Here is a 19,225-nt window from a genome sequence, read left to right on the forward strand (position 1 = left end):
AATGAATCTTTCGGCTGCCTTTATCCATCGCCCGGTCGCGACCGCGCTGCTCACGCTCGGCATCCTGCTGGCCGGGCTCGCGGCACTGCGGCTGCTGCCGGTGTCGCCGCTGCCGCAGGTGGACTTCCCGACCATCTCGGTATCGGCGTCGCTCCCTGGCGCCAGCCCGGAAACGATGGCCGCCACCGTGGCGACGCCGCTGGAGCGCGCGCTCGGTACCATCGCCGGCGTGACCGAAATCACCTCCAGCAGCTCGCTCGGCTCGACCCGCGTGACGCTGCAGTTCGACCTGTCGCGCAATATCGACGGCGCCGCGCGCGACGTGCAGGCCGCGATCAACGCTTCGCGCGCGACGCTGCCGACCAGCCTGCCCAACAACCCGACCTACCGCAAGGTCAACCCCGCCGACGCGCCGATCATGATCATCGCGCTGACCTCGCCGACGATGACGCGCGGACAGCTCTACGATGCGGCCTCGACCATCCTGGCGCAGAAGCTGTCGCAGGTGGAAGGCGTGGGGCAGGTCACCATTGGCGGCGCCTCCTTGCCGGCGGTGCGGGTCGAACTGAACCCGACCGCGCTGAACAACTACGGCATCTCGCTGGAGGACGTGCGCAACACCATCAGCGCGACCAACGCCAACCGGCCGCTCGGCACGCTGGAAAACGCCAGCAACAACTGGCAGGTCTACGCCAACGACCAGATGATGAAGGCGGAAGACTACATGCCGCTGATCATCCGCTACGCTACGCCGGGCACCTACTCGTCGGCGTCGGCGGGCGCGCTGATCGCCAGCACCGCCAATGCGACCGCCAGCGGCGGCGTCAGCACCAAGGTGGTCAACGGCGTCACCGTGACCACGCTGACCACCAGCAGCGGCACCACAACCATCACCAGCGGCGCCACCGGGGGCACCAGTGCCACCAGCGGGCCGAATTCGTTCGCGGTGCCGGTGCGGCTGCGCGACGTGGCCAACGTGGTCGATTCGGTGCAGGACATCCGCAACGCGGGCTCGGCCAACGGCAAGCCGTCGGTGCTGCTGGTGCTGAACCGCTCGCCCGGCGCCAATATCATCGAGACCGTCGACCGCGTGCGCGAGATGCTGCCGAACCTGCAGAAGATGATCCCGGCGGCGATCTCGATGGACGTGATGATGGACCGCACCCCCACCATCCGCGCCTCGCTGCGCGAGGTCGAGCACACGCTGATGATCTCGGTGGCGCTGGTGATCATGGTGGTGTTCATCTTCCTGCGCAACGTGCGCGCGACGCTGATCCCCAGCGTGGCGGTGCCGGTCTCGCTGATCGGCACCTTCACGGTGATGTACCTGGCCGGGTTCTCGCTGAACAACCTGTCGCTGATGGCGCTGACCATTGCCACCGGCTTCGTGGTCGACGATGCCATCGTGGTGCTGGAGAACATTTCGCGCCATATCGAGGAGGGCATGAAGCCGCTGGCCGCCGCGCTGCGTGGCGCGCGCGAGGTCGGCTTCACGGTGCTGTCGATGAGCCTGTCGCTGATCGCGGTGTTCATTCCGCTGCTGATGATGGGCGGCATCGTCGGGCGCCTGTTCCAGGAGTTCGCGATCACGCTGTCGGTGGCGATCCTGGTGTCGCTGGTGGTGTCGCTGACCACCACGCCGATGATGTGCGCGCGCATGCTGCGGCCGGCGGAACCGGAGCAGCAGGGACGCTTCTTCCGCGCCACCGAGCGCATGTTCCGGTGGCTGCACGATGGCTATGCGCGTTCGCTGTCGACCGCGCTGCGCTTCAGCCCGCTGGTGTGGCTGGTGCTGATCGCCACCATCGCGCTCAACGTGTACCTGTACGTGATCGTGCCCAAGGGCTTTTTTCCGCAGCAGGACACGGGCCGGCTGATCGGCTTTATCCGCGCCGACCAGGCCACCTCGTTCCAGGCCATGCGCGGCAAGCTCGACAGCTTTATCAGGATTGTGCAGTCGGATCCGGCAGTTGAAAACGTGACCGGCTTTACCGGCGGCTCGCAGCGCAACACCGGCCAGATGTTCGTCACGCTCAAGCCGCTGGCGGAGCGCAAGGAGTCCGCCGACGCCATCATCGCGCGGCTGCGCGGCAAGCTGGCCAAGGAGCCCGGTGCGAGCCTGTTCCTGCAGCCGGTGCAGGACATCCGCATCGGCGGGCGGCAGAGCAGCTCGCAGTACCAGTTCACGCTGCAGTCCGACGACCTCGAAGTGCTGCGCACGTGGGAGCCCAAGGTGCGCGCGGCGCTGTCCAACCTGAAGGGGCTGGAGGACATCGACACCGACACCAACGACAAGGGGCTGCAGACCTCGGTGATCATCGACCGCGATACGGCGTCGCGCCTGGGCGTGACCGCGCAGCAGGTGGATGCGGTGCTGAACAACGCCTTCGGCCAGCGGCTGGTGTCGACCATCTACCATCCGCTCAACCAGTACCGCGTGGTGATGGAGCTGAGCCCCGAGTACCTGCAGGGCCCGAACGCGCTCAAGGACATCTACGTCGTCACCGGCAACGGCAACCGCGTGCCGCTGTCTGCCTTCGCGAGCGTGATCCCGACCAGCACGCCGCTGGGCGTGAACCACCAGGGGCAGTTCGCGGCATCGACGATCTCGTTCAACCTGGCGGAGGGGACCTCGCTGTCGCAGGCGACCGATGCGATCAACCGCGAGATGGCGCGCATCGGCGTGCCGGAAACGCTGCGCGCCAACTTCCAGGGCGGCGCCAAGGCGTTCCAGGACTCGCTCAAGAGCCAGCCGATCCTGATCCTGGCGGCGCTGATCACCATCTACATCGTGCTGGGCGTGCTGTATGAAAGCTATGTCCACCCGCTCACCATCCTGTCGACGCTGCCGTCGGCGGGCGTGGGCGCGCTGCTGGCGCTGATGGCGTCGAGGACGGACTTCAGCATCATCGCGCTGATCGGCGTGATCCTGCTGATCGGCATCGTAAAGAAGAACGCGATCATGATGATCGACTTCGCCATCGACGCCGAGCGCCGCGACGGGCTGTCGCCGCGCGAAGCCATCTACCGCGCCTGCCTGCTGCGTTTCCGCCCGATCCTGATGACGACCATGGCCGCGCTGCTGGGCGCGGTGCCGCTGGCGATCGGCCGCGGCGACGGCGCCGAGCTGCGCGCGCCGCTGGGCATCTCGATTGTCGGCGGCCTGGTGGTGAGCCAGCTGCTGACGCTGTACACCACGCCAGTGGTCTACCTGACGCTGGACCGCTGGCGCCTGAAGGTCAAGGCCTGGCGCCAGCGCCGCCGCGGCGGCACGCCTGACCAGCCGGCCGCCGTCTGAATTTACAGAGATTCCACATGACTGTGTTTCACCCTGTGTTTAGCGCTGTGTTTAGCCGATTGCTGACCCATGCCCTGCCGCTGCCGCTGGCGTGCGCGTTGCTGCTGGCCGGCTGCGCGGTGGGTCCCGACTACAAGCGTCCCGATGCGCCGGTGCCGGAAGCTTTCAAGGAAGCCGCCGGTACCAATGCCGATGCCGATACCACAGCCGATGCCAATGCCTGGCGCGGCGACTGGAAAACCGCCGAGCCGCAGGATGCCATCACGCGTGCCGACTGGTGGACGGTCTTCGGCGATCCCCAGCTCGACACGCTGATGCCGCAAGTGCAGATCTCCAACCAGAACATCAAAGCGGCCGAGGCGCAGTACCGCCAGGCCGTGGCCGCGCTGCAGGCGGCGCGTGCCGGCTTCTTCCCGGTCGTCGATGCGCAGGCCGGTGCGTCGCGCGCGCGCGGCGCCAGCGGCAATACGCTCAACGGGCAGAGCCTGACGCTGGGCGCGACCTGGGAGATCGACGTGTGGGGCCGCGTGCGCCGCCAGGTGGAAAGCAGCGAAGCCAGCGTGCAGGCAAGCCAGGCCGACCTGGCATCGACGCTGCTGTCGACGCAGGCGACACTGGCGCAGAGCTATTTCCTGCTGCGCGTGGCCGATGCGCAGAAGGCGCTGCTCGACCGCACCGTGGCCGATTACCAGAAGTCGCTGCAGCTGGTGCAGAACCAGTACGCCGCCGGCACCGCGCAACGCTCAGACGTGCTGCAGTCGGAGACCCAGCTCAAGAGCGCGCAGGCGCAGCAGATCGACATCCAGATCACGCGCGCGCAGCTGGAGCACGCCATTGCCGTGCTGGTCGGCAAGCCGCCCGCGGCGCTGTCGCTGGCCGCGGACGATTTCCGCCAGGCCCCGCCGCGCGTGCCGGGCGCGGTGCCATCGGAACTGCTGGAGCGCCGGCCCGACATCGGCGCTGCCGAGCGCCGCATGGCGTCCGCCAATGCGCAGATCGGCGTGGCGCAGGCGGCCTACTACCCGACGCTGTCGCTGTCGGCCAGCGGCGGCCTGACCGCCAGCACGCTGGCGCGCTGGATGTCGCTGCCGGACCGCATCTGGTCGATCGGCGGCGGGCTGGCCGGCACGCTGTTCGACGGCGGCCTGCGCAGCGCGGCCAAGGCGCAGGCTGTGGCCGCCTACGACCAGACCGTCGCCAATTACCGCCAGACCGTGCTGTCCGCGTTCCAGGAAGTCGAAGACAACCTTGCCGCGCAGCGGCTGCTGGAGCAGGAGGCGGTGGTGCAGAACGACGCGCTGCGCTCCGCGCGCGAGGCGCTGGTGCTGGTCAACAACCGCTACCGCGCCGGCACCGCGGGCCTGCTCGACGTGCTGACCGCGCAGACCGCCGCCTACACCGCCGAGCGCACCGCGCTGTCGATTGCCGGGCGCCAGTACACGGCGGCCGTGGTGCTGATCAAGGCGCTGGGCGGCAACTGGCATCCGCAGGCGCTGGAAGGCGCCACCGGCAGCAGGCCCGCCGGCGCCGCACCCGCCACCACAGTCGGCCAGCGCTAGGCGCCGCGCTGCGGCGCATTCGGCAACGGCTGCGCGCAGATGCGCTCGCGCAGCCAGGTGGCGGCCTTGCCCAGCGGCCGCTGCTTGTGCCACACCAGTTCCATCGCCACCGGCCAGTCCTGCTGCTGGAACGCCAGCGGCGGCGACACCAGCTGCGCCGCGGCCGGCGAGTTGGCCACCACGTGCCACGGCACGAACGCCCAGCCGAGCCCGCGCTTGACCAGCTCGACGATGACCCACTGGCTCTCCACCCACCACACATCCGCCGCCACGCGCAGGCGCATCTTCTCTTCGCTGTCGGTACGCGTGGCGACCATCAGCTGGCGGTAGCGCTTCAGCTCTTCCCAGTCCACGCGCTGCGACGCCAGCGGATGGTCGGGCGCGCACAGGATCTGCATCGGCATCCAGCCCAGCGCATGGAAGCCCAGTTCGGGCGGCAACACTTCCTGCCGCCACATGATGCCGAGATCGGCGCCGCCCTCGAGCACCAGCCGGCTCACGTCTTCCATCAAGGGGAACAGCACTTCCAGCTCGACCGCCGGGAAACGGCCGGAGAACGCTTCGAGCAGCTGGCCCAGCGTTTCCTCCGGGTAGAGCTCGTCGACGGCGAGCACCAGCCGCGTCTCCACGCCCTCGCCCAGGCTCTTGGCCACGCCGCGGAAGTGCTCGCAGCGTTCCAGGATCACGCGCGCTTCCGCCAGCAGCCGCTCGCCGGCCGGGGTCAGCACGGGATAGCGGCCGGCGCGGTCGAACAGCGCGTTGCCGACATCGATCTCCAGGTTCGACACGGCGGCGCTCACCACTGACTGGGCCTTGCCGAGCCGGCGCGCGGCGGCGGAAAAAGAACCCGCCTCGGCGGCAGCGACGAAAGCCTGGAGTTGCTCCAGCGAGAGACTCATACGGCGCCCTTCTGCGACATCTATCGGTTCTGACGATAGTATCCAACTTGGCAATCCCTGCAAAGCAGATAGACTTGGCCGGGTCTGAATTATTGCCTCGCAGGAGGAAAATCATGCGCACTACCCGCGACCGGATCCGCCACGCCGTTGGCTTCGAGGTTGTCGGCCTGCTGATCTTCGCGCCGCTGGCCAGCTGGGCCTTCGGCTACGAGCTGCACCAGATGGGCCTGATCGGCGCGGTCGCGTCGCTGATCGCGACCGGCTGGAACTACCTGTACAACCTGCTGTTCGACAAGGCCATGCTGCGTTGGACCGGCCAGCTGCGCAAGTCGGTCGTGGTGCGGGTGCTGCACGCCATCCTGTTCGAGGTGGGCCTGCTGGTGGTGTTCCTGCCGGCGCTGGCGTGGTACCTGAATATCAGCCTGCTCGATGCGCTGATCATGGATATCGCCGTGGCCGTCTTCTACATGGTCTACGCGCTGGTGTACAACTGGCTGTACGACATCGTGTTCCCGGTGCCGTCGCTGCAGCACGCCGCCGCGAGGCCTGACGGCGCGGCGGCCGGCTGAGGCCGGGTTTTTCCTGACCCCGGAGCAGGCACTCCGGGGTGTTTCCCCGCCTTGCCGTGCGGACGCGAATTGTTATACTCAATAACAAAATTCGACGGACCGGGTGCGCATCTGCGCGCCGCAAGCGGGGAGACAACATGAAGATCGCAATCGCCGGCGGCGGCATCGGCGGGCTGACGCTGGCGCTGCTGTGCCACCGCCACGGCATCGACGCCGAAGTCTGGGAAGCCAGCGAATCGCTGCGCCCGCTGGGCGTGGGCATCAACCTGCTGCCGCACGCGGTACGCATCCTGTCCGAGCTCGGCCTGCGCGACGCGCTGGCCGAGCTTGCGATCGAGACCTCGTCGCTCTCCTACTACAACAAACTGGGCCAGCGCATCTGGCACGAACCGCGCGGGCTGGCGGCGGGCTACGACTGGCCGCAGTTCTCGATCCATCGCGGCGAGTTCCAGATGCTGCTGCATCGCACCGTGGTCGAGCGACTGGGTGCCGATGCGGTCCACACCGGGCATGCGTTCGAGACCGTGCTCGATACCGGCGCGCGCGGGCCGGCGCGTTTCGTGCTGCGCCGCCGCGGCGATGGCGCCGAGGTGGAAGCCAGCGCCGACGTGCTGGTCGGCGCCGATGGCATCCACTCCGCGGTGCGCCACCACTTCTACGCCACCGGCGATGCACCGCGCTTCTCGCGCCGCATGCTGTGGCGCGCGGTCACGGAGGCGCCCGCCTACCTCGACGGACGCTCGATGTTCATGGCCGGCCACCAGGACCAGAAGTTCGTCGCCTATCCCATCTCCGAGCCGCTGCGCCGGCAGGGTCGCTCGCTGGTCAACTGGATCGCAGAGTTGCGCGTGCCCGACAGCGTGCCTGACACGCCGCCGCGCAGCGACTGGAACAAGCAGGTGGACAAGTCGGTGTTCCGCGCGCAGTTTGCCGGCTGGCAGTGGGACTGGATCGACATTCCCGCGCTGATCGATGGTGCGGCGGCGATCTACGAATTCCCGATGGTCGACAAGGACCCGCTGCCGCGCTGGACCTTCGACCGCGTCACGCTGCTCGGCGATGCCGCACACCCGATGTACCCGATCGGCTCGAACGGCAGCGCGCAGGCGATCCTGGATGCGCGCTACCTCGTCGACAGCCTGCTGGGCACGCAAGATACGCCTTACGCGCTGCGCGAATACGAGGCCGAGCGCCTGCCGCGCACCGCGGGCATCGTGCTGCGCAACCGCATGAACGGGCCGGAGCAGGTGATGCAGCTGGCGGAGGAACGCGCGCCGCAGGGGTTCAACGATATCGGGCAGGTGATCCCACGCGCCGAGCTGGAGGCGATTTCGCTGCGGTACAAGCAGCTGGCGGGGTTCGACCGGCAGTCGATGCAGGGCGGGCGATAGCGTCGCGGTCCGCCAGGCCACAACCAAAAATAAACCATCAAGAGGAGACAACATGGCGCCCCTGAACCTCACCCCGATCACCCGGCTCACCCGCCTCACCCACCTGACGCTGGCCGCCGCCCTCGCTTTCGCCGCCAACGCCGCACTGGCCGACATTACCGTCGGCGTCAGCCTGTCGACGACGGGGCCGTCCGCTTCGCTCGGCATCCCGCAGAAGAACTCGATGCCGTACCTGCCGCAGAAGATCGGCGGCGAGGCCGTCCGCTACATCGTGCTGGACGATGCCTCCGATCCCACCCAGGGCGCCAAGGTCGCGCGCCGCTTCGTCTCCGAAGACAAGGTCGACATCATCCTCGGCTCATCCGCGGTCGCCCCGTCGATCGCCATTGCCGAGGTCGCCGAGGAAAGCCAGACCGTCCAGCTTGCCTTCTCGCCGATCGAGCTCAAGCCCGGCCGGGGCGCCTGGACCTTCCGGCTGGCGCAGCCGGTGCGGCTGATGGCCAACGCCGTCGCCGCCACCGCCAAGACCAGAGGCGTCAAGACCATCGGCTTTATCGGCTTTGCCGACGCCTATGGCGAGACCTGGCTGAAGGATTTCACCGCCGCCGCCACCGCCAACGGCCTGCGCCTGATCGCCACCGAACGCTATGGCCGCGCCGATACCAGCGTGACCGCGCAGGCCATCAAGCTGATCGCCGCCAAGCCCGACGCCATCCTGATCGCCGGCGCCGGCACCGGTGCGGCGCTGCCGCATACCACGCTGCGCGAGCGCGGCTACGGCGGCGCCATCTACCAGACCCACGGCGCCGCCACCAAGGACCTGATCCGCATCGGCGGACGCCTGGTCAATGGCGCGATCCTGCCGGCGGGCCCGGTGATCGTGCCGGAGCAGCTGCCAGCCGGCGACCCGGTGCGCAAGCCGGGACTCGACTACGTCACCCGCTACGAGAAGCAATATGGCGCCGAATCGCGCACGCAGTTCGGCGCGCATGCCTACGATGCCGGACTGGTGCTGGAGCGGATCGTGCCGGTGGCGCTGAAAAGCGCCAAACCGGGAACGCCGGCCTTCCGCCAGGCGCTGCGCCAGGCGCTGGAGAGCGAAAAGGACATCGTGGTGTCGCACGGCGTGCTCAATTACAGTGGGCAAGACCACTATGGCTTTGACCAGCGCGGCCGCGTTATGCTGACAATCGACAACGGCAACTGGAAACTACTGCAATGATCCCTAACGCATCCAGTGCATCCAGTGCATCCGGTGCACCCGACGCACCCGCCGCGGCAGGCAAGACTGGCAGCTCGCACACCGCCAGCGCGCGGCGCAAGCCGCGCGAGCCGCTTGCGCCGGATCCGGCGGTGGCCGACGCCGGCTTCGATCCGCATGTGCCCAATATCGACTATGGCGTGCTCGACAGCCTGATCGGCTACGCCATCCGCCGCGCGCAGATCCGCATCTACGAGGATTTCGTGCTGTCGCTGTCGCAATGGCAGATCACCCCGCCGCGCTTCTCGGCGCTGGTGATCATCTCGCGCAATCCGCACCTGAAGCTGACCGAGCTGGCGCGCATCCTGGGCATCGCGCGCTCGGGTGCGGTGCTGCTGGTCGATGCGCTGGAAGAGATGAATCTGGTCGCGCGCCGCCCGGCGGCGGGCGACCGGCGCGCCTACAGCCTGGTGCTGACGCCGTCGGGCCGCAAGACGCTGGACGCTGCCACCCGCGCGGTGGTCGAGCATGACGCGCATGTGGGCAGCGCGCTGTCCGACAGCGACCAGGCCACGCTGAAATCGCTGCTGTCCCGGCTGGCGCCGCCGCGCGCGGGCTGAGCGCCACGCTGCTGTCATCCGGCAGGCGCTTGCCATGCGTTAACATGGCCGCCATGCCAAGAACAACCGCCACGCGTACCGCATCGCGAACTGGCGCGCTGCTGCGCCGCCTGTCGCCTCTTCTTGCCGCCGCCTTGCTGATGGCCGGTGGGCCCGTCATCGCGCCGGCGCTGGCCAGGCCGCCGGCCAAGGTACAGAAATCCCAGAAGGTCCAGAAAAGCGCGAAAGCACAGAAGGACCAGATTGCCGGCAAGGCGGCAAAGGCCACGCCTTCCGCCGATGCCGGCCTGGTGCGGGCCGGCGTGCCGGCGCAAGTGGCCGCGGCCCTGCGCCGCGCCGGCGTGCCGGCTTCGGCCGCGAGCTTCTACGTAGTCAAGCTGGGCGCACCCAGCGCGCGCACCAGCTGGAACGCGCAGCAGCCGATGAATCCGGCCTCGACCATGAAGCTGGTCACGACCTTCGCCGGCCTGCAGCTGCTGGGACCCGACTACCGCTGGCAGACCGCGCTCTACGCCGACGCGCAGCCCGGCTTCGACGGCACCGTCAACGGCAATGTCTACCTGCGGGGCCGCGGCGATCCCAAGCTGGTGCCGGAGGAAATGGCCAAGCTGGTCGCCAGCGCCCGCGCCGGCGGCGCCACCGCCATCAACGGCGACCTGGTGCTGGACCGCAGCTACTTTGCCGATGGCCTGGACGGCAACGGCACCATCGACGGCGAAGTGCAGCGCGCCTACAACGTCGGCCCCGATGCCCTGCTCTATGCCTTCAAGACGCTGTCGTTCACGCTGACGCCGGATCCCGTCACGCAGACGGTGGCGGTCAGCGTCACGCCGGAGCTGGCGCAAGTCAAGCTCGACAACCAGCTGGCGTTGACCAACGGCCGCTGCGGCGACTGGCAAAGCCGCGCCACCCCCAGCGTGCAGCCGCAGGCCGACGGCACCGTGCTGGCATCGTTCGCCGGTGACTATTCGAGCGACTGCGGCGAGCACGTGCTCAATATCGCCACGCTGTCGCACGCGGAATTCACCTGGGGCGGCTTTGTCGCCGAATGGCAGCGCGCCGGCGGGCGTTTTACCCGCCTGCCCGCGTTGCGCAGCGGCAAGGTGCCGCGCGGCGCGGTGCTGCTGGCGCGCCACTATGGCCTGCCGCTGTCCGACATCGTGCGCGACATCAACAAGTTCTCCAACAACGTGATGGCGCGCCAGCTGTTCCTGACCATCGGCGCCGAGCTTGACCGCGGCGGCCCGGCCAGCCCCGAGCGCTCGATCCGCGTGGTGCGGCGCTGGCTCGCGAAGCAGGGGCTGGACATGCCCGGGCTGGTGTTGGACAACGGCTCCGGCCTGTCGCGCGAGGAACGCATCAGCGCCTACGACATGGCGCGCCTGCTGCAGCAGGCGGCGGCCAGCAGCGTGGGCCCGGCGCTGGTCGATTCGCTGCCGGTGCTGGGCGTCGACGGCACGCTGCGCAACCGGATGACCGGCGCCAATGCGGCCGGCAGCGGCTACCTCAAGACCGGCACGCTGGCCGACGTGCGTGCGCTGGCCGGCTATGTCGACGCGGAAGACGGCAGCCGCTACGTGCTGGTGAGCATGATCAACCACCCCAACGCCTCGCAGGCGCGGGAGGCGCACGACGCGCTGATGCAGTGGGTGTATCGCGGCGCGCCCTGAGATTGCGCCGGCATTGGCGGATCGGCCACCCCGCGTGGCCTGCCGCCAACGCCGGCGCGGCATTTTGTTAAGCGCCCACTTACCAGGATGCGTTCCGACCCTATAATGCCAGGGTGCCGGCCGCGTCCTGCGGCGGCAGCTTTCCGGGCCAGCCCCCGGCGCCGGGCCTGCATTGCCCCCTTTCCTCTGACATGACTTCCCGACAACCCTCGGTGTGGTTGCGCTTCTGGCATCGCTTCGCACCCGCCGAACGCGACGGCTTCATGGCCGGCGTACGCCGCTTTGCCCCCTCCCTTCCCGCGGTGTTTTCCTGGGGGCTGGTGACCGGCGTGGCGATGAGCAAGTCGGTGCTGACCGTGCCCGAAGCCATCGGCATGTCGCTGCTGGTCTATGCCGGCTCGGCGCAGCTGGCGGTGCTGCCGTTGTTCGCCGCCGGGCTGCCGCTGTGGACCATCTGGCTGACCGCGGCCATGGTGAACCTGCGCTTCGTCATCTTCAGCGCCGCCATGCAGCCGCACTTCAGCTACCTGACACTGGCGCGGCGCACGGTGCTGGGGTTCTTCAACGGCGACCTGCACTTCGTCTACTTCCTGCAGAAGTATTCGACGCCGGGCTATGAGCCTGGCAAGGAAGGCTACTTCTGGGGCATGGCGCTGACCAACTTTGCGATGTGGCAGGTGTCGTCGATCCTCGGCATCGTGCTGGCGAGCCTGTTCCCGGACAGCTGGGGGCTGGGGCTGGCGGGCACGATGGCGCTGATCCCGGTGATGATCGCCACCATCAATTCGCGCTCGACGCTGATGGCTGTGGTGATTTCGGCGGTGTTGGCGTTGTTGTGCTTTGACCTGCCGTACCGGCTCGGGCTGGTGGTGGCGGTGGTCGGTGCGATTGCTGCGGGCATGGCGACCGATGAACTGGCGGCGCGGGCTACGCTGCGGGGTATCCGCAAGCGCAAGTCCCCGCCGATTGGCAATGCGGCTGACGCACCGCCAGGAGACCGCGCATGAGCCATGCCGAGATCTGGATCGCGCTGGTTGGCATGGCGGTGGTCACGGTGCTGACGCGCGCGTTGTTCCTGATGGCCGGCGAGCACGTGTCGGTGCCTGACCGCATCCAGCGGGCCCTGCGTTATGCGCCCGCAGCGGCGCTGGCGGCGATCATCCTGCCAGACCTGATGACCTGGCAGGGGCATTTCACCGTGGCGCTGTCGAACTACAAGCTGGTGGCAGGGGTGGTGGCCACCGCGTTCTACCTGCTGACGCGGCGGATGGTGGGGATGATTGCTGTGGGGATGGCGGTTTATACGGTGTTGCGGTTGTTGGGTTGAGGACTGGCGCATTGGAAATGCCAGCCGGAACCCGCTTCAGCCACCAAACGCCGCAGCCGCCCGCTCCAGCCGATCCCGCACCCCGGCCCAATCCTGCCCTTCAGGCAACGTCTCGAACACCAGCTGCGAATAGCCCTGCTTGTCGAGCTTGCGCAACAACCGATACAGCTCCTGCGCATACGCGGCAGCATCCGCGGGCGCCTGCACCCAGGTGCAGCGCTGATCCGCCAGCGGCGCTCGTCCCACCCAGGCCACACGCGCAGCCGCAGGCAGAGCGGCAAGCCGCGCGGCAGCCGCCTGCGCATCCGCCAGCAACAAGGGCGTGTGCGGAGCGTAGTGCGCCTTCAGGGTGCCTGATGCGCGTGGCGCGGCAGCATCGGGCGGCATCGGCGCTTCGCCCAGCACCTGCGCCAGCATTCCGACCGTGATGGCACCGGGACGCAACAGGACCGGCCCGACGCCGGCGTCCAGGCGCGACAGATCGACGATGGTCGATTCGATCCCGACCTCGACCCCATCGCCTTCCAGCACATAGACCGCGTCGCCGAACTCTTCGCGCACATGCTGCGCGGTGGTCGGGCTGACCTGCCCGAACTTGTTTGCCGAAGGCGCCGCAATACCGCCGCGACCGCGCTTGAAGCGCGCCAGCAGCGCCTGCGCCACCGGATGCGACGGGCAGCGCAAGCCGATGCTGTCCTGCCCGCCCGCCACCGCGGCATTGATATGCGAAGCGCGCTTCAGGATCAGCGTCAGCGGCCCCGGCCAGAATGCATCGATCAGCTTCTGCGCGGCTTCCGGAACCTCGTCGGTCCAGTAGCTGATATCGGCGCCGTCGACCACATGCACGATCACCGGGTGGTTGGACGGCCGTCCCTTCAGCGCGAAGATGCGGCCGACCGCCTCGGGATTCTCGGCATCGGCGCCCAGCCCGTAGACCGTCTCGGTCGGGAAAGCGACCAGTTGCCCCGCCTCGAGCAGGCGGACGGCTTCATCGAGTTCAGCAGCCGTGGGCGTGCGCGGCGACATCGTGTTCCTTGCGTCAGAGCGGGATATGCAGTGCCTGCGCGGCGGCGGTAAAGGCAGCGTCGGCTGCCTCGGCATGCTCGCCGATGCAGTTGACGTGGCCCATCTTGCGCGACGGGCGCGCATCGTTCTTGCCGTACAGGTGCAGCTTGGCGCCCGGCTGCGCCACCACCTCGTCCCACGCGGGGGTGCGTTCCAGCCCGAACTCGAACCACACATCGCCCAGCAGGTTCAGCATCTTGCCGGCCGAGTGCTGGCGCGTGCTGCCCAGCGGCAGGCGGGCCATGGCGCGCACCTGCTGCTCGAACTGGCTGGTCTCGCACGCATCCATGGTGATGTGGCCCGAGTTGTGCGGGCGCGGCGCCATTTCGTTGGCGACCAGCGAACCGTCGGTCAGCACGAAGAACTCGATGCACAGCACGCCGACATAGCCCATTTCCGTGGCGATGGCGGCAGCCGCGGCGCGGGCGCGGTCGGCGATCTCGTGCGAGACGCTGGTCGACGGCATTTGCGTCGAGAACAGGATGCCGTCGCGGTGCACGTTTTCGGCCAGCGGCCAGGTCGCGGTGGAACCGTCCGCGGCGCGCGCGGCCAGTACCGAGACTTCATAGGCCAGCGGCAGCATCCGTTCCAGCACGCACGGCACGTGCTGCATCGCCTTCCACGCGGCACGCACGTCGTCGCGCGTCTTCACGCGGGCCTGGCCCTTGCCGTCGTAGCCCATGCGCGCGGTCTTGAGGATGCCGGGCAGCACGTGGTCGGGCAGCTGGTCGACATCGGCGTCGTGCTGGATCACCCAGTGCGGGGCCGTCGGCACGCCGGTGCGCTCGGCGCAGGCGGCAAAGAACTTCTTCTCGCCGATGCGGTTCTGCGCGATCGAGACGCAGTAGCCGCGCGGCGCGACAAACGAACCCAGTTGCTCCAGGCGGTCCAGCGACAGCGACGGCACGTTCTCGAACTCGGTGCTCACCGCCTGGCACAGCTTGGCCATCTCGGCCAGCGCGGCCTCGTCGGTGTACTGGGCGCAGATATGCTTGTCGGCCACCGCGCCCGCCGGGCTGTCCTGGTCGGGATCGAGCACGCATACGCGATAGCCCATCGCCTGCGCCGCATGCGTGAACATGCGGCCGAGCTGGCCGCCGCCCAGCATGCCCAGCCACGCGCCGGGCAGGATGGGCGCGTCGGGACGGTCGACGCCGAATTCGGCGCGCGATTCCGGCGTGTGGGCTTCGGAGAGGTAGGGATGGATATCGGTCGGCATTGCTCGGTTCCGTGTGGGTCCGGAGAATTACTGCGGCAGCATTACAGCGGCAAAGTCATGGCGCGCGCGGCTTCGGTCTGCTTGGCGCGGAAGGCTTCCAGCGCGTCGGCCAGGGCGTCGTCGGTGGTCGCCAGCGTGGCGATGGCATGCAGCGCGGCATTGGCGGCGCCCGCTTCACCGATGGCGAAGGTGGCGACCGGCACGCCCTTGGGCATCTGCACGATCGACAGCAGCGAATCCTCGCCGCGCAGGTACTTCGACGGCACGGGCACGCCGAACACCGGCACGATGGTCTTGGCGGCGATCATGCCCGGCAGGTGCGCGGCACCGCCGGCGCCGGCGATGATGGCGCGGATGCCGCGGCTGCGCGCGGTCTCGGCATAGCGGAACATGTCGTCGGCCATGCGGTGCGCGGACACCACCTGGGCTTCGAACGGCACGCCGAAATCCTTCAGCATGGCCACCGCGTGCTGCATCACGTCCCAGTCGGAACTGCTGCCCATCACGACGCCGACCAGCGGCTTGTCTTGCTTGCTCACGTTTGATCCTTGCTTGTTTGCTCCCCTCTCCCGCTTGCGGGAGGGGGGAACACCATTGGCTTTTGAGAAGCCGGTGGCAACGAAATTACTTCAGCTCTTCGCCCGTCAGGCGCGTCAGCGCCTCACGATACTTCGCCGCGGTCTTCTCGATCACGTCATCCGGCAGCTGCGGCGCCGGCGCGGTCTTGGGCCACGGCTTGCCGTCGATGCGCACCGCTTCCAGCCAGTCGCGCACGAACTGCTTGTCGAACGACGGCGGGTTGGTGCCCACCCGGTACGAATCGGCCGGCCAGAAGCGCGACGAATCGGCGGTCAGCACTTCGTCCATCAGCGTCAGCACGCCGTTGTCGTCCAGGCCGAACTCGAACTTGGTGTCGGCGATGATGATGCCGCGCGTGGCGGCAAATTCGGCCGCTTCCTTGTACAGGCGGATCGAGATCTCGCGCATCTGGCGCGCCAGCGCGATGCCGATGCGGGCCTCGACCTCGGCGAACGAGATGTTCTCGTCGTGCTCGCCCATCTCGGCCTTGGCGGCCGGGGTGAAGATCGGCTCGGGCAGCTTCTGCGAATTCTGCAGGCCGGCCGGCAGCGCGATGCCGCACACCTTGCCGGTGGCCTGGTAGTCCTTCCAGCCGCTGCCGGCGAGGTAGCCGCGCACCACGGCTTCGACCAGGATCGGCTTCAGGCGCTTGACCACCACGGCGCGGCCCTTGACCTGCTCCACTTCCTCCGGCGCGACCACGGTTTCGGGCGCGATGCCGGTCTCATGGTTCGGCACGATGTGCGCCAGCTTCTTGAACCAGAAGTCGGCCATCTGGTTCAGCACGCGGCCCTTGTCGGGGATCGGCTCGCCCATGATGACGTCGAACGCCGACAGGCGGTCGGTGGTGACGATCAGCAGCTTGTCATTGCCGACGGCGTAGTTGTCGCGCACCTTGCCGTGGCCCAGCAGCGGCAGCGAGTTGATGGAGGACTGGTAGAGAGCGTTGGACATGATGGTTCCGATAAAACGGCGAAGCCGCCGGGCGCAACATGCGTGCCGCGGCGGCCGGAACTGCGATCCGCCTTCCACTTGCGCGGAAGGCGGACACGGGACAATTACTGCACGACCTGCGCCAGCTTGCCCGACTTGTACTGCTGCGCGACGTCGACCAGCGTGACCGGCTTGATCTTGCTGGCCTGGCCTTCGCAGCCGAAAGCGATGTAGCGCGCCTTGCACACTTGCTTGGCGGCTTCGCGGGCCGGCTTCAGGTATTCGCGCGGGTCGAACTTGCTCGGGTTCTCGACAAAGAAGCGACGGATCGCGCCGGTCATGGCCAGGCGGATGTCGGTATCGATGTTGATCTTGCGCACGCCGTACTTGATGGCTTCCTGGATTTCCTCGACCGGCACGCCGTAGGTTTCCTTCATGTCGCCGCCGAACTTGCGGATTTCTTCCAGCAGTTCTTGCGGAACGGACGACGAGCCGTGCATCACCAGGTGGGTGTTGGGGATGCGGGCGTGGATTTCCTTGATGCGGCTGATCGCCAGGATGTCGCCGGTGGGCTTGCGGGTGAACTTGTACGCGCCGTGCGAGGTGCCGATGGCGATGGCCAGTGCGTCCAGCTGGGTGGCCTTGACGAAGTCGGCGGCCTGCTCCGGATCGGTCAGCAGCATGGAGTGGTCCAGCACGCCTTCGGCGCCGATGCCGTCTTCTTCGCCGGCCTCACCGGTTTCCAGCGAGCCCAGGCAGCCCAGTTCGCCTTCCACGGTCACGCCGACGGCGTGGGCCAGTGCCACCACCTTGCGGGTGACGTCGATGTTGTAGTCGTACTCGGCCGGGGTCTTGCCGTCTTCGCGCAGCGAGCCGTCCATCATCACCGACGAGAAGCCCAGGTCGATCGCGCCCTGGCAGATCGCCGGCGACTGGCCGTGGTCCTGGTGCATCACCACCGGAATATGGGGATAAGCCTCAACAGCGGCTTCGATCAGGTGGCGCAGGAAATGCTCGCCGGCGTATTTGCGGGCGCCGGCCGAGGCTTGCATGATCACCGGAGCGTTGACCTCGTCGGCCGCCTGCATGATGGCCTGCACTTGCTCGAGGTTGTTCACGTTGAAGGCCGGCAGGCCGTAGCTGTTCTCGGCTGCGTGGTCCAGCAGCTGGCGCATCGAAACGAGTGGCATGTCTAACTCCTAGATAAAAATGGGATGTCTCTGTATTTTTCTGTCGGCGCTCAATGCCCCACCCTGACGATCTTCAGGGTGTTGGTTCCGCCCGGCTGCCCCATCGGCTCGCCGATGGTCAGCACGATGAAATCGCCGCGCTGCACCACGCCCTGCGCCAGCAGCAGCTCTTCGGCCTGCTCCAGCGCGGTGTCGCGGTCGGCGCTGGATTGCAGCGGCAGCGGCACCACGTTGCGGTACAGCTGCATCTTGCGCTGCGAGGCCAGGTTGGGCGTCATGGCGTAGATCGGCACATGGATGCGGTGACGGCTCATCCACAGTGCGGTGGCGCCGGAATCGGTCAGCGCGGCAATCGCCTTCACCTGCAAATGATAGGCGGTGAACAGCGCACCCATCGCCACCGACTGGTCGATGCGCGAGAAGGTCTGGTTCAGGAAGTCGGTGTCGAGCTGCACCACCTCGGACTTCTCGGCCTCGATGCAGACCGCGGCCATGGCCTCGACGGTCTCGACCGGGTAGCGCCCGGCGGCGGTCTCGGCCGACAGCATCACCGCGTCGGTGCCGTCCAGCACGGCGTTGGCCACGTCCGACACTTCGGCGCGCGTCGGCACCGGGTTGACGATCATGCTTTCCATCATCTGCGTCGCGGTGATGGTGAGCTTGTTGGCTTCGCGCGCCAGCTTGATCATGCGCTTCTGCAGCGCGGGCACGGCAGCGTTGCCGACTTCCACGGCGAGGTCCCCGCGCGCCACCATGATGCCGTCGGACGCCTGCAGGATTTCTTCCAGCACGCCCGGGTGGATGGCCTCGGCGCGCTCGATCTTGGCGATCATGCGTGCCTTGTGGCCGTGCGGCTGGCCGGCCACGGCGGCCAGCTGGCGCGCCATTTCCATGTCGGTCGCGTTCTTGGGGAAGCTGACCGCGACGTAATCCGCGCCCAGGGCCATGGCGGTCTTGATGTCGTCCATGTCCTTGGCCGTCAATGCCGGCGCCGACAGGCCGCCACCCTGGCGGTTGATGCCCTTGTTGTTGGACAAATCACCGCCGATGCGCACGGTGGTAAAGATCTCGGTGCCCAGCACCCGGTCCACCACCAGCACGATCAGGCCGTCGTTGAGCAGCAGCAGGTCGCCCGGGCCGACATCGCGCGGCAGGTCCTGGTAGTCCAGGCCGACGCGTTCTTCGTTGCCGAGCTGGCAGGCGGAATCGAGGACAAAGGGGTCGCCCGGCTTGAGCGTGATCTTGCCATGCTCGAACTTGCCGACGCGGATCTTGGGCCCCTGCAGGTCGGCCATGATCGCGACCTCGCGGCCGCACGCCTGCGCGGCCTCGCGCACCAGCCGGGCGCGGTCGATATGGTCCTGCGCGCTGCCGTGCGAGAAATTCAGCCGCACCACGTCGACCCCCGCGGCAATCATGCGCGTCAGGATCTCCAGCGAGCTGGAAGCGGGGCCGATGGTGGCGACGATCTTGGTGGAACGGGTCATGCGCGGGTTTCCTTGGTGAAGGACGGGGGCCCGGCACGGCGCCAGGCCCGGCGGATGCTTCAGCCTGCTGCGCGCTGTTCCAGCACTTCAAAGGCGGGCAGCTTCTTGCCTTCCAGGAATTCCAGGAACGCGCCGCCGCCGGTGGAGATGTAGCCCACGCGGTCGGCAATGCCGTACTTGGCGATGGCGGCCAGCGTGTCGCCGCCGCCGGCGATCGA

The 19,225-nt window shown here is 67.9% G+C and carries 17 protein-coding genes; 9 read left to right on the plus strand and 8 right to left on the minus strand.

All coding sequences use genetic code 11. The annotated features are described in order from the left end of the window. The first annotated feature begins 1 nt into the window (after nucleotide 1). Both IPF36_RS29300 and IPF36_RS29305 read left to right on the plus strand, forming a co-directional pair. A complete protein-coding gene (locus tag IPF36_RS29300) occupies nucleotides 2–3,298 on the plus strand; it encodes an efflux RND transporter permease subunit (protein ID WP_195431754.1) in 3,297 nt (1,098 codons plus the stop codon). Nucleotides 3,299–3,315: 17 nt separating this feature from the next. Further along, nucleotides 3,316–4,857, plus strand: coding sequence for an efflux transporter outer membrane subunit (locus IPF36_RS29305; RefSeq protein ID WP_255519936.1), 1,542 nt, complete (start codon nucleotides 3,316–3,318; stop codon nucleotides 4,855–4,857). Here IPF36_RS29305 and IPF36_RS29310 read toward each other — a convergent pair. Then, the gene (locus tag IPF36_RS29310) at nucleotides 4,854–5,756 is read right to left on the minus strand and encodes a LysR family transcriptional regulator (protein WP_133093829.1); all 903 of its coding nucleotides are present in this window, start codon (nucleotides 5,754–5,756) and stop codon (nucleotides 4,854–4,856) included. The two genes, IPF36_RS29305 and IPF36_RS29310, sit on opposite strands and share 4 nt — an antisense overlap. 113 nt (nucleotides 5,757–5,869) lie before the next feature. Between IPF36_RS29310 and IPF36_RS29315 the strand changes: the two genes are divergently transcribed. The 7 genes from IPF36_RS29315 (at nucleotide 5,870) to IPF36_RS29345 (ending at nucleotide 12,534) form a co-directional block, all read left to right on the plus strand. Next, nucleotides 5,870–6,325, plus strand: coding sequence for a PACE efflux transporter (locus tag IPF36_RS29315; RefSeq protein ID WP_195431756.1), 456 nt, complete (start codon nucleotides 5,870–5,872; stop codon nucleotides 6,323–6,325). A gap of 137 nt (nucleotides 6,326–6,462) precedes the next feature. Next, the gene (locus IPF36_RS29320) at nucleotides 6,463–7,716 is read left to right on the plus strand and encodes a flavin-dependent oxidoreductase (protein ID WP_195431758.1); all 1,254 of its coding nucleotides are present in this window, start codon (nucleotides 6,463–6,465) and stop codon (nucleotides 7,714–7,716) included. 52 nt (nucleotides 7,717–7,768) lie between these two features. Then, nucleotides 7,769–8,938: an ABC transporter substrate-binding protein gene (locus IPF36_RS29325; RefSeq protein WP_133093826.1), complete on the plus strand. Its 1,170-nt coding sequence runs from the start codon at nucleotides 7,769–7,771 to the stop codon at nucleotides 8,936–8,938. Next, nucleotides 8,935–9,537: a MarR family winged helix-turn-helix transcriptional regulator gene (locus IPF36_RS29330; protein ID WP_195431760.1), complete on the plus strand. Its 603-nt coding sequence runs from the start codon at nucleotides 8,935–8,937 to the stop codon at nucleotides 9,535–9,537. Before IPF36_RS29325 ends, IPF36_RS29330 begins: the two co-directional genes overlap by 4 nt. Before the next feature lie 44 nt (nucleotides 9,538–9,581). Continuing rightward, entirely contained in the window at nucleotides 9,582–11,207 is a 1,626-nt protein-coding gene (dacB, locus tag IPF36_RS29335) for a D-alanyl-D-alanine carboxypeptidase/D-alanyl-D-alanine-endopeptidase (RefSeq protein ID WP_135704552.1), read from the plus strand. Between the two features lie 191 nt (nucleotides 11,208–11,398). Continuing rightward, nucleotides 11,399–12,214: an AzlC family ABC transporter permease gene (locus IPF36_RS29340; RefSeq protein WP_135704549.1), complete on the plus strand. Its 816-nt coding sequence runs from the start codon at nucleotides 11,399–11,401 to the stop codon at nucleotides 12,212–12,214. Further along, nucleotides 12,211–12,534, plus strand: a complete 324-nt coding sequence (locus tag IPF36_RS29345) for an AzlD domain-containing protein (protein WP_135704548.1) — start codon at nucleotides 12,211–12,213, stop codon at nucleotides 12,532–12,534. Before IPF36_RS29340 ends, IPF36_RS29345 begins: the two co-directional genes overlap by 4 nt. A gap of 36 nt (nucleotides 12,535–12,570) precedes the next feature. On the opposite strand, the gene IPF36_RS29350 is transcribed toward IPF36_RS29345, so the two are convergent. From IPF36_RS29350 to pgk, 7 genes are all read right to left on the minus strand, one after another. Then, nucleotides 12,571–13,560: an L-threonylcarbamoyladenylate synthase gene (locus tag IPF36_RS29350; protein WP_195431762.1), complete on the minus strand. Its 990-nt coding sequence runs from the start codon at nucleotides 13,558–13,560 to the stop codon at nucleotides 12,571–12,573. Nucleotides 13,561–13,573: 13 nt separating this feature from the next. After that, nucleotides 13,574–14,818 (minus strand): 5-(carboxyamino)imidazole ribonucleotide synthase, encoded by a 1,245-nt coding sequence (locus IPF36_RS29355; protein WP_133093820.1) that lies wholly within the window; start codon nucleotides 14,816–14,818, stop codon nucleotides 13,574–13,576. A gap of 41 nt (nucleotides 14,819–14,859) precedes the next feature. Then, the gene (gene purE, locus IPF36_RS29360; protein WP_135704546.1) at nucleotides 14,860–15,357 is read right to left on the minus strand and encodes a 5-(carboxyamino)imidazole ribonucleotide mutase; all 498 of its coding nucleotides are present in this window, start codon (nucleotides 15,355–15,357) and stop codon (nucleotides 14,860–14,862) included. 85 nt (nucleotides 15,358–15,442) lie between these two features. Next, nucleotides 15,443–16,351: a phosphoribosylaminoimidazolesuccinocarboxamide synthase gene (locus tag IPF36_RS29365; protein ID WP_195431764.1), complete on the minus strand. Its 909-nt coding sequence runs from the start codon at nucleotides 16,349–16,351 to the stop codon at nucleotides 15,443–15,445. A 104-nt stretch (nucleotides 16,352–16,455) separates the two neighbouring features. Next, complete coding sequence (gene fba / locus IPF36_RS29370) at nucleotides 16,456–17,520, minus strand: class II fructose-bisphosphate aldolase (protein WP_133093817.1); 1,065 nt, start codon at nucleotides 17,518–17,520, stop codon at nucleotides 16,456–16,458. 50 nt (nucleotides 17,521–17,570) lie between these two features. Then, nucleotides 17,571–19,007 (minus strand): pyruvate kinase, encoded by a 1,437-nt coding sequence (gene pyk, locus IPF36_RS29375; protein WP_133093816.1) that lies wholly within the window; start codon nucleotides 19,005–19,007, stop codon nucleotides 17,571–17,573. 59 nt (nucleotides 19,008–19,066) lie between these two features. Then, the coding region (gene pgk, locus IPF36_RS29380) for a phosphoglycerate kinase (protein WP_195431766.1) at nucleotides 19,067–19,225 on the minus strand (159 nt) is incomplete at its 5' end.

Source organism: Cupriavidus sp. IK-TO18 (genome assembly GCF_015549295.1).
Lineage (GTDB): Bacteria > Pseudomonadota > Gammaproteobacteria > Burkholderiales > Burkholderiaceae > Cupriavidus > Cupriavidus oxalaticus_A.

What these genes read in the sequence shown, in the direction of transcription:
- fba (WP_133093817.1), bottom strand. Translation starts at nt 17,520, where the DNA reads ATGCCACTCGTTTCGATGCGCCAGCTGCTGGACCACGCAGCCGAGAAC.
- IPF36_RS29310 (WP_133093829.1), bottom strand. Translation starts at nt 5,756, where the DNA reads ATGAGTCTCTCGCTGGAGCAACTCCAGGCTTTCGTCGCTGCCGCCGAG.
- IPF36_RS29355 (WP_133093820.1), bottom strand. Translation starts at nt 14,818, where the DNA reads ATGCCGACCGATATCCATCCCTACCTCTCCGAAGCCCACACGCCGGAA.
- IPF36_RS29325 (WP_133093826.1), top strand. Translation starts at nt 7,769, where the DNA reads ATGGCGCCCCTGAACCTCACCCCGATCACCCGGCTCACCCGCCTCACC.
- pyk (WP_133093816.1), bottom strand. Translation starts at nt 19,007, where the DNA reads ATGACCCGTTCCACCAAGATCGTCGCCACCATCGGCCCCGCTTCCAGC.
- IPF36_RS29345 (WP_135704548.1), top strand. Translation starts at nt 12,211, where the DNA reads ATGAGCCATGCCGAGATCTGGATCGCGCTGGTTGGCATGGCGGTGGTC.
- IPF36_RS29330 (WP_195431760.1), top strand. Translation starts at nt 8,935, where the DNA reads ATGATCCCTAACGCATCCAGTGCATCCAGTGCATCCGGTGCACCCGAC.
- IPF36_RS29350 (WP_195431762.1), bottom strand. Translation starts at nt 13,560, where the DNA reads ATGTCGCCGCGCACGCCCACGGCTGCTGAACTCGATGAAGCCGTCCGC.
- IPF36_RS29305 (WP_255519936.1), top strand. Translation starts at nt 3,316, where the DNA reads ATGACTGTGTTTCACCCTGTGTTTAGCGCTGTGTTTAGCCGATTGCTG.
- IPF36_RS29340 (WP_135704549.1), top strand. Translation starts at nt 11,399, where the DNA reads ATGACTTCCCGACAACCCTCGGTGTGGTTGCGCTTCTGGCATCGCTTC.
- IPF36_RS29315 (WP_195431756.1), top strand. Translation starts at nt 5,870, where the DNA reads ATGCGCACTACCCGCGACCGGATCCGCCACGCCGTTGGCTTCGAGGTT.
- dacB (WP_135704552.1), top strand. Translation starts at nt 9,582, where the DNA reads ATGGCCGCCATGCCAAGAACAACCGCCACGCGTACCGCATCGCGAACT.
- IPF36_RS29320 (WP_195431758.1), top strand. Translation starts at nt 6,463, where the DNA reads ATGAAGATCGCAATCGCCGGCGGCGGCATCGGCGGGCTGACGCTGGCG.
- IPF36_RS29365 (WP_195431764.1), bottom strand. Translation starts at nt 16,351, where the DNA reads ATGTCCAACGCTCTCTACCAGTCCTCCATCAACTCGCTGCCGCTGCTG.
- IPF36_RS29300 (WP_195431754.1), top strand. Translation starts at nt 2, where the DNA reads ATGAATCTTTCGGCTGCCTTTATCCATCGCCCGGTCGCGACCGCGCTG.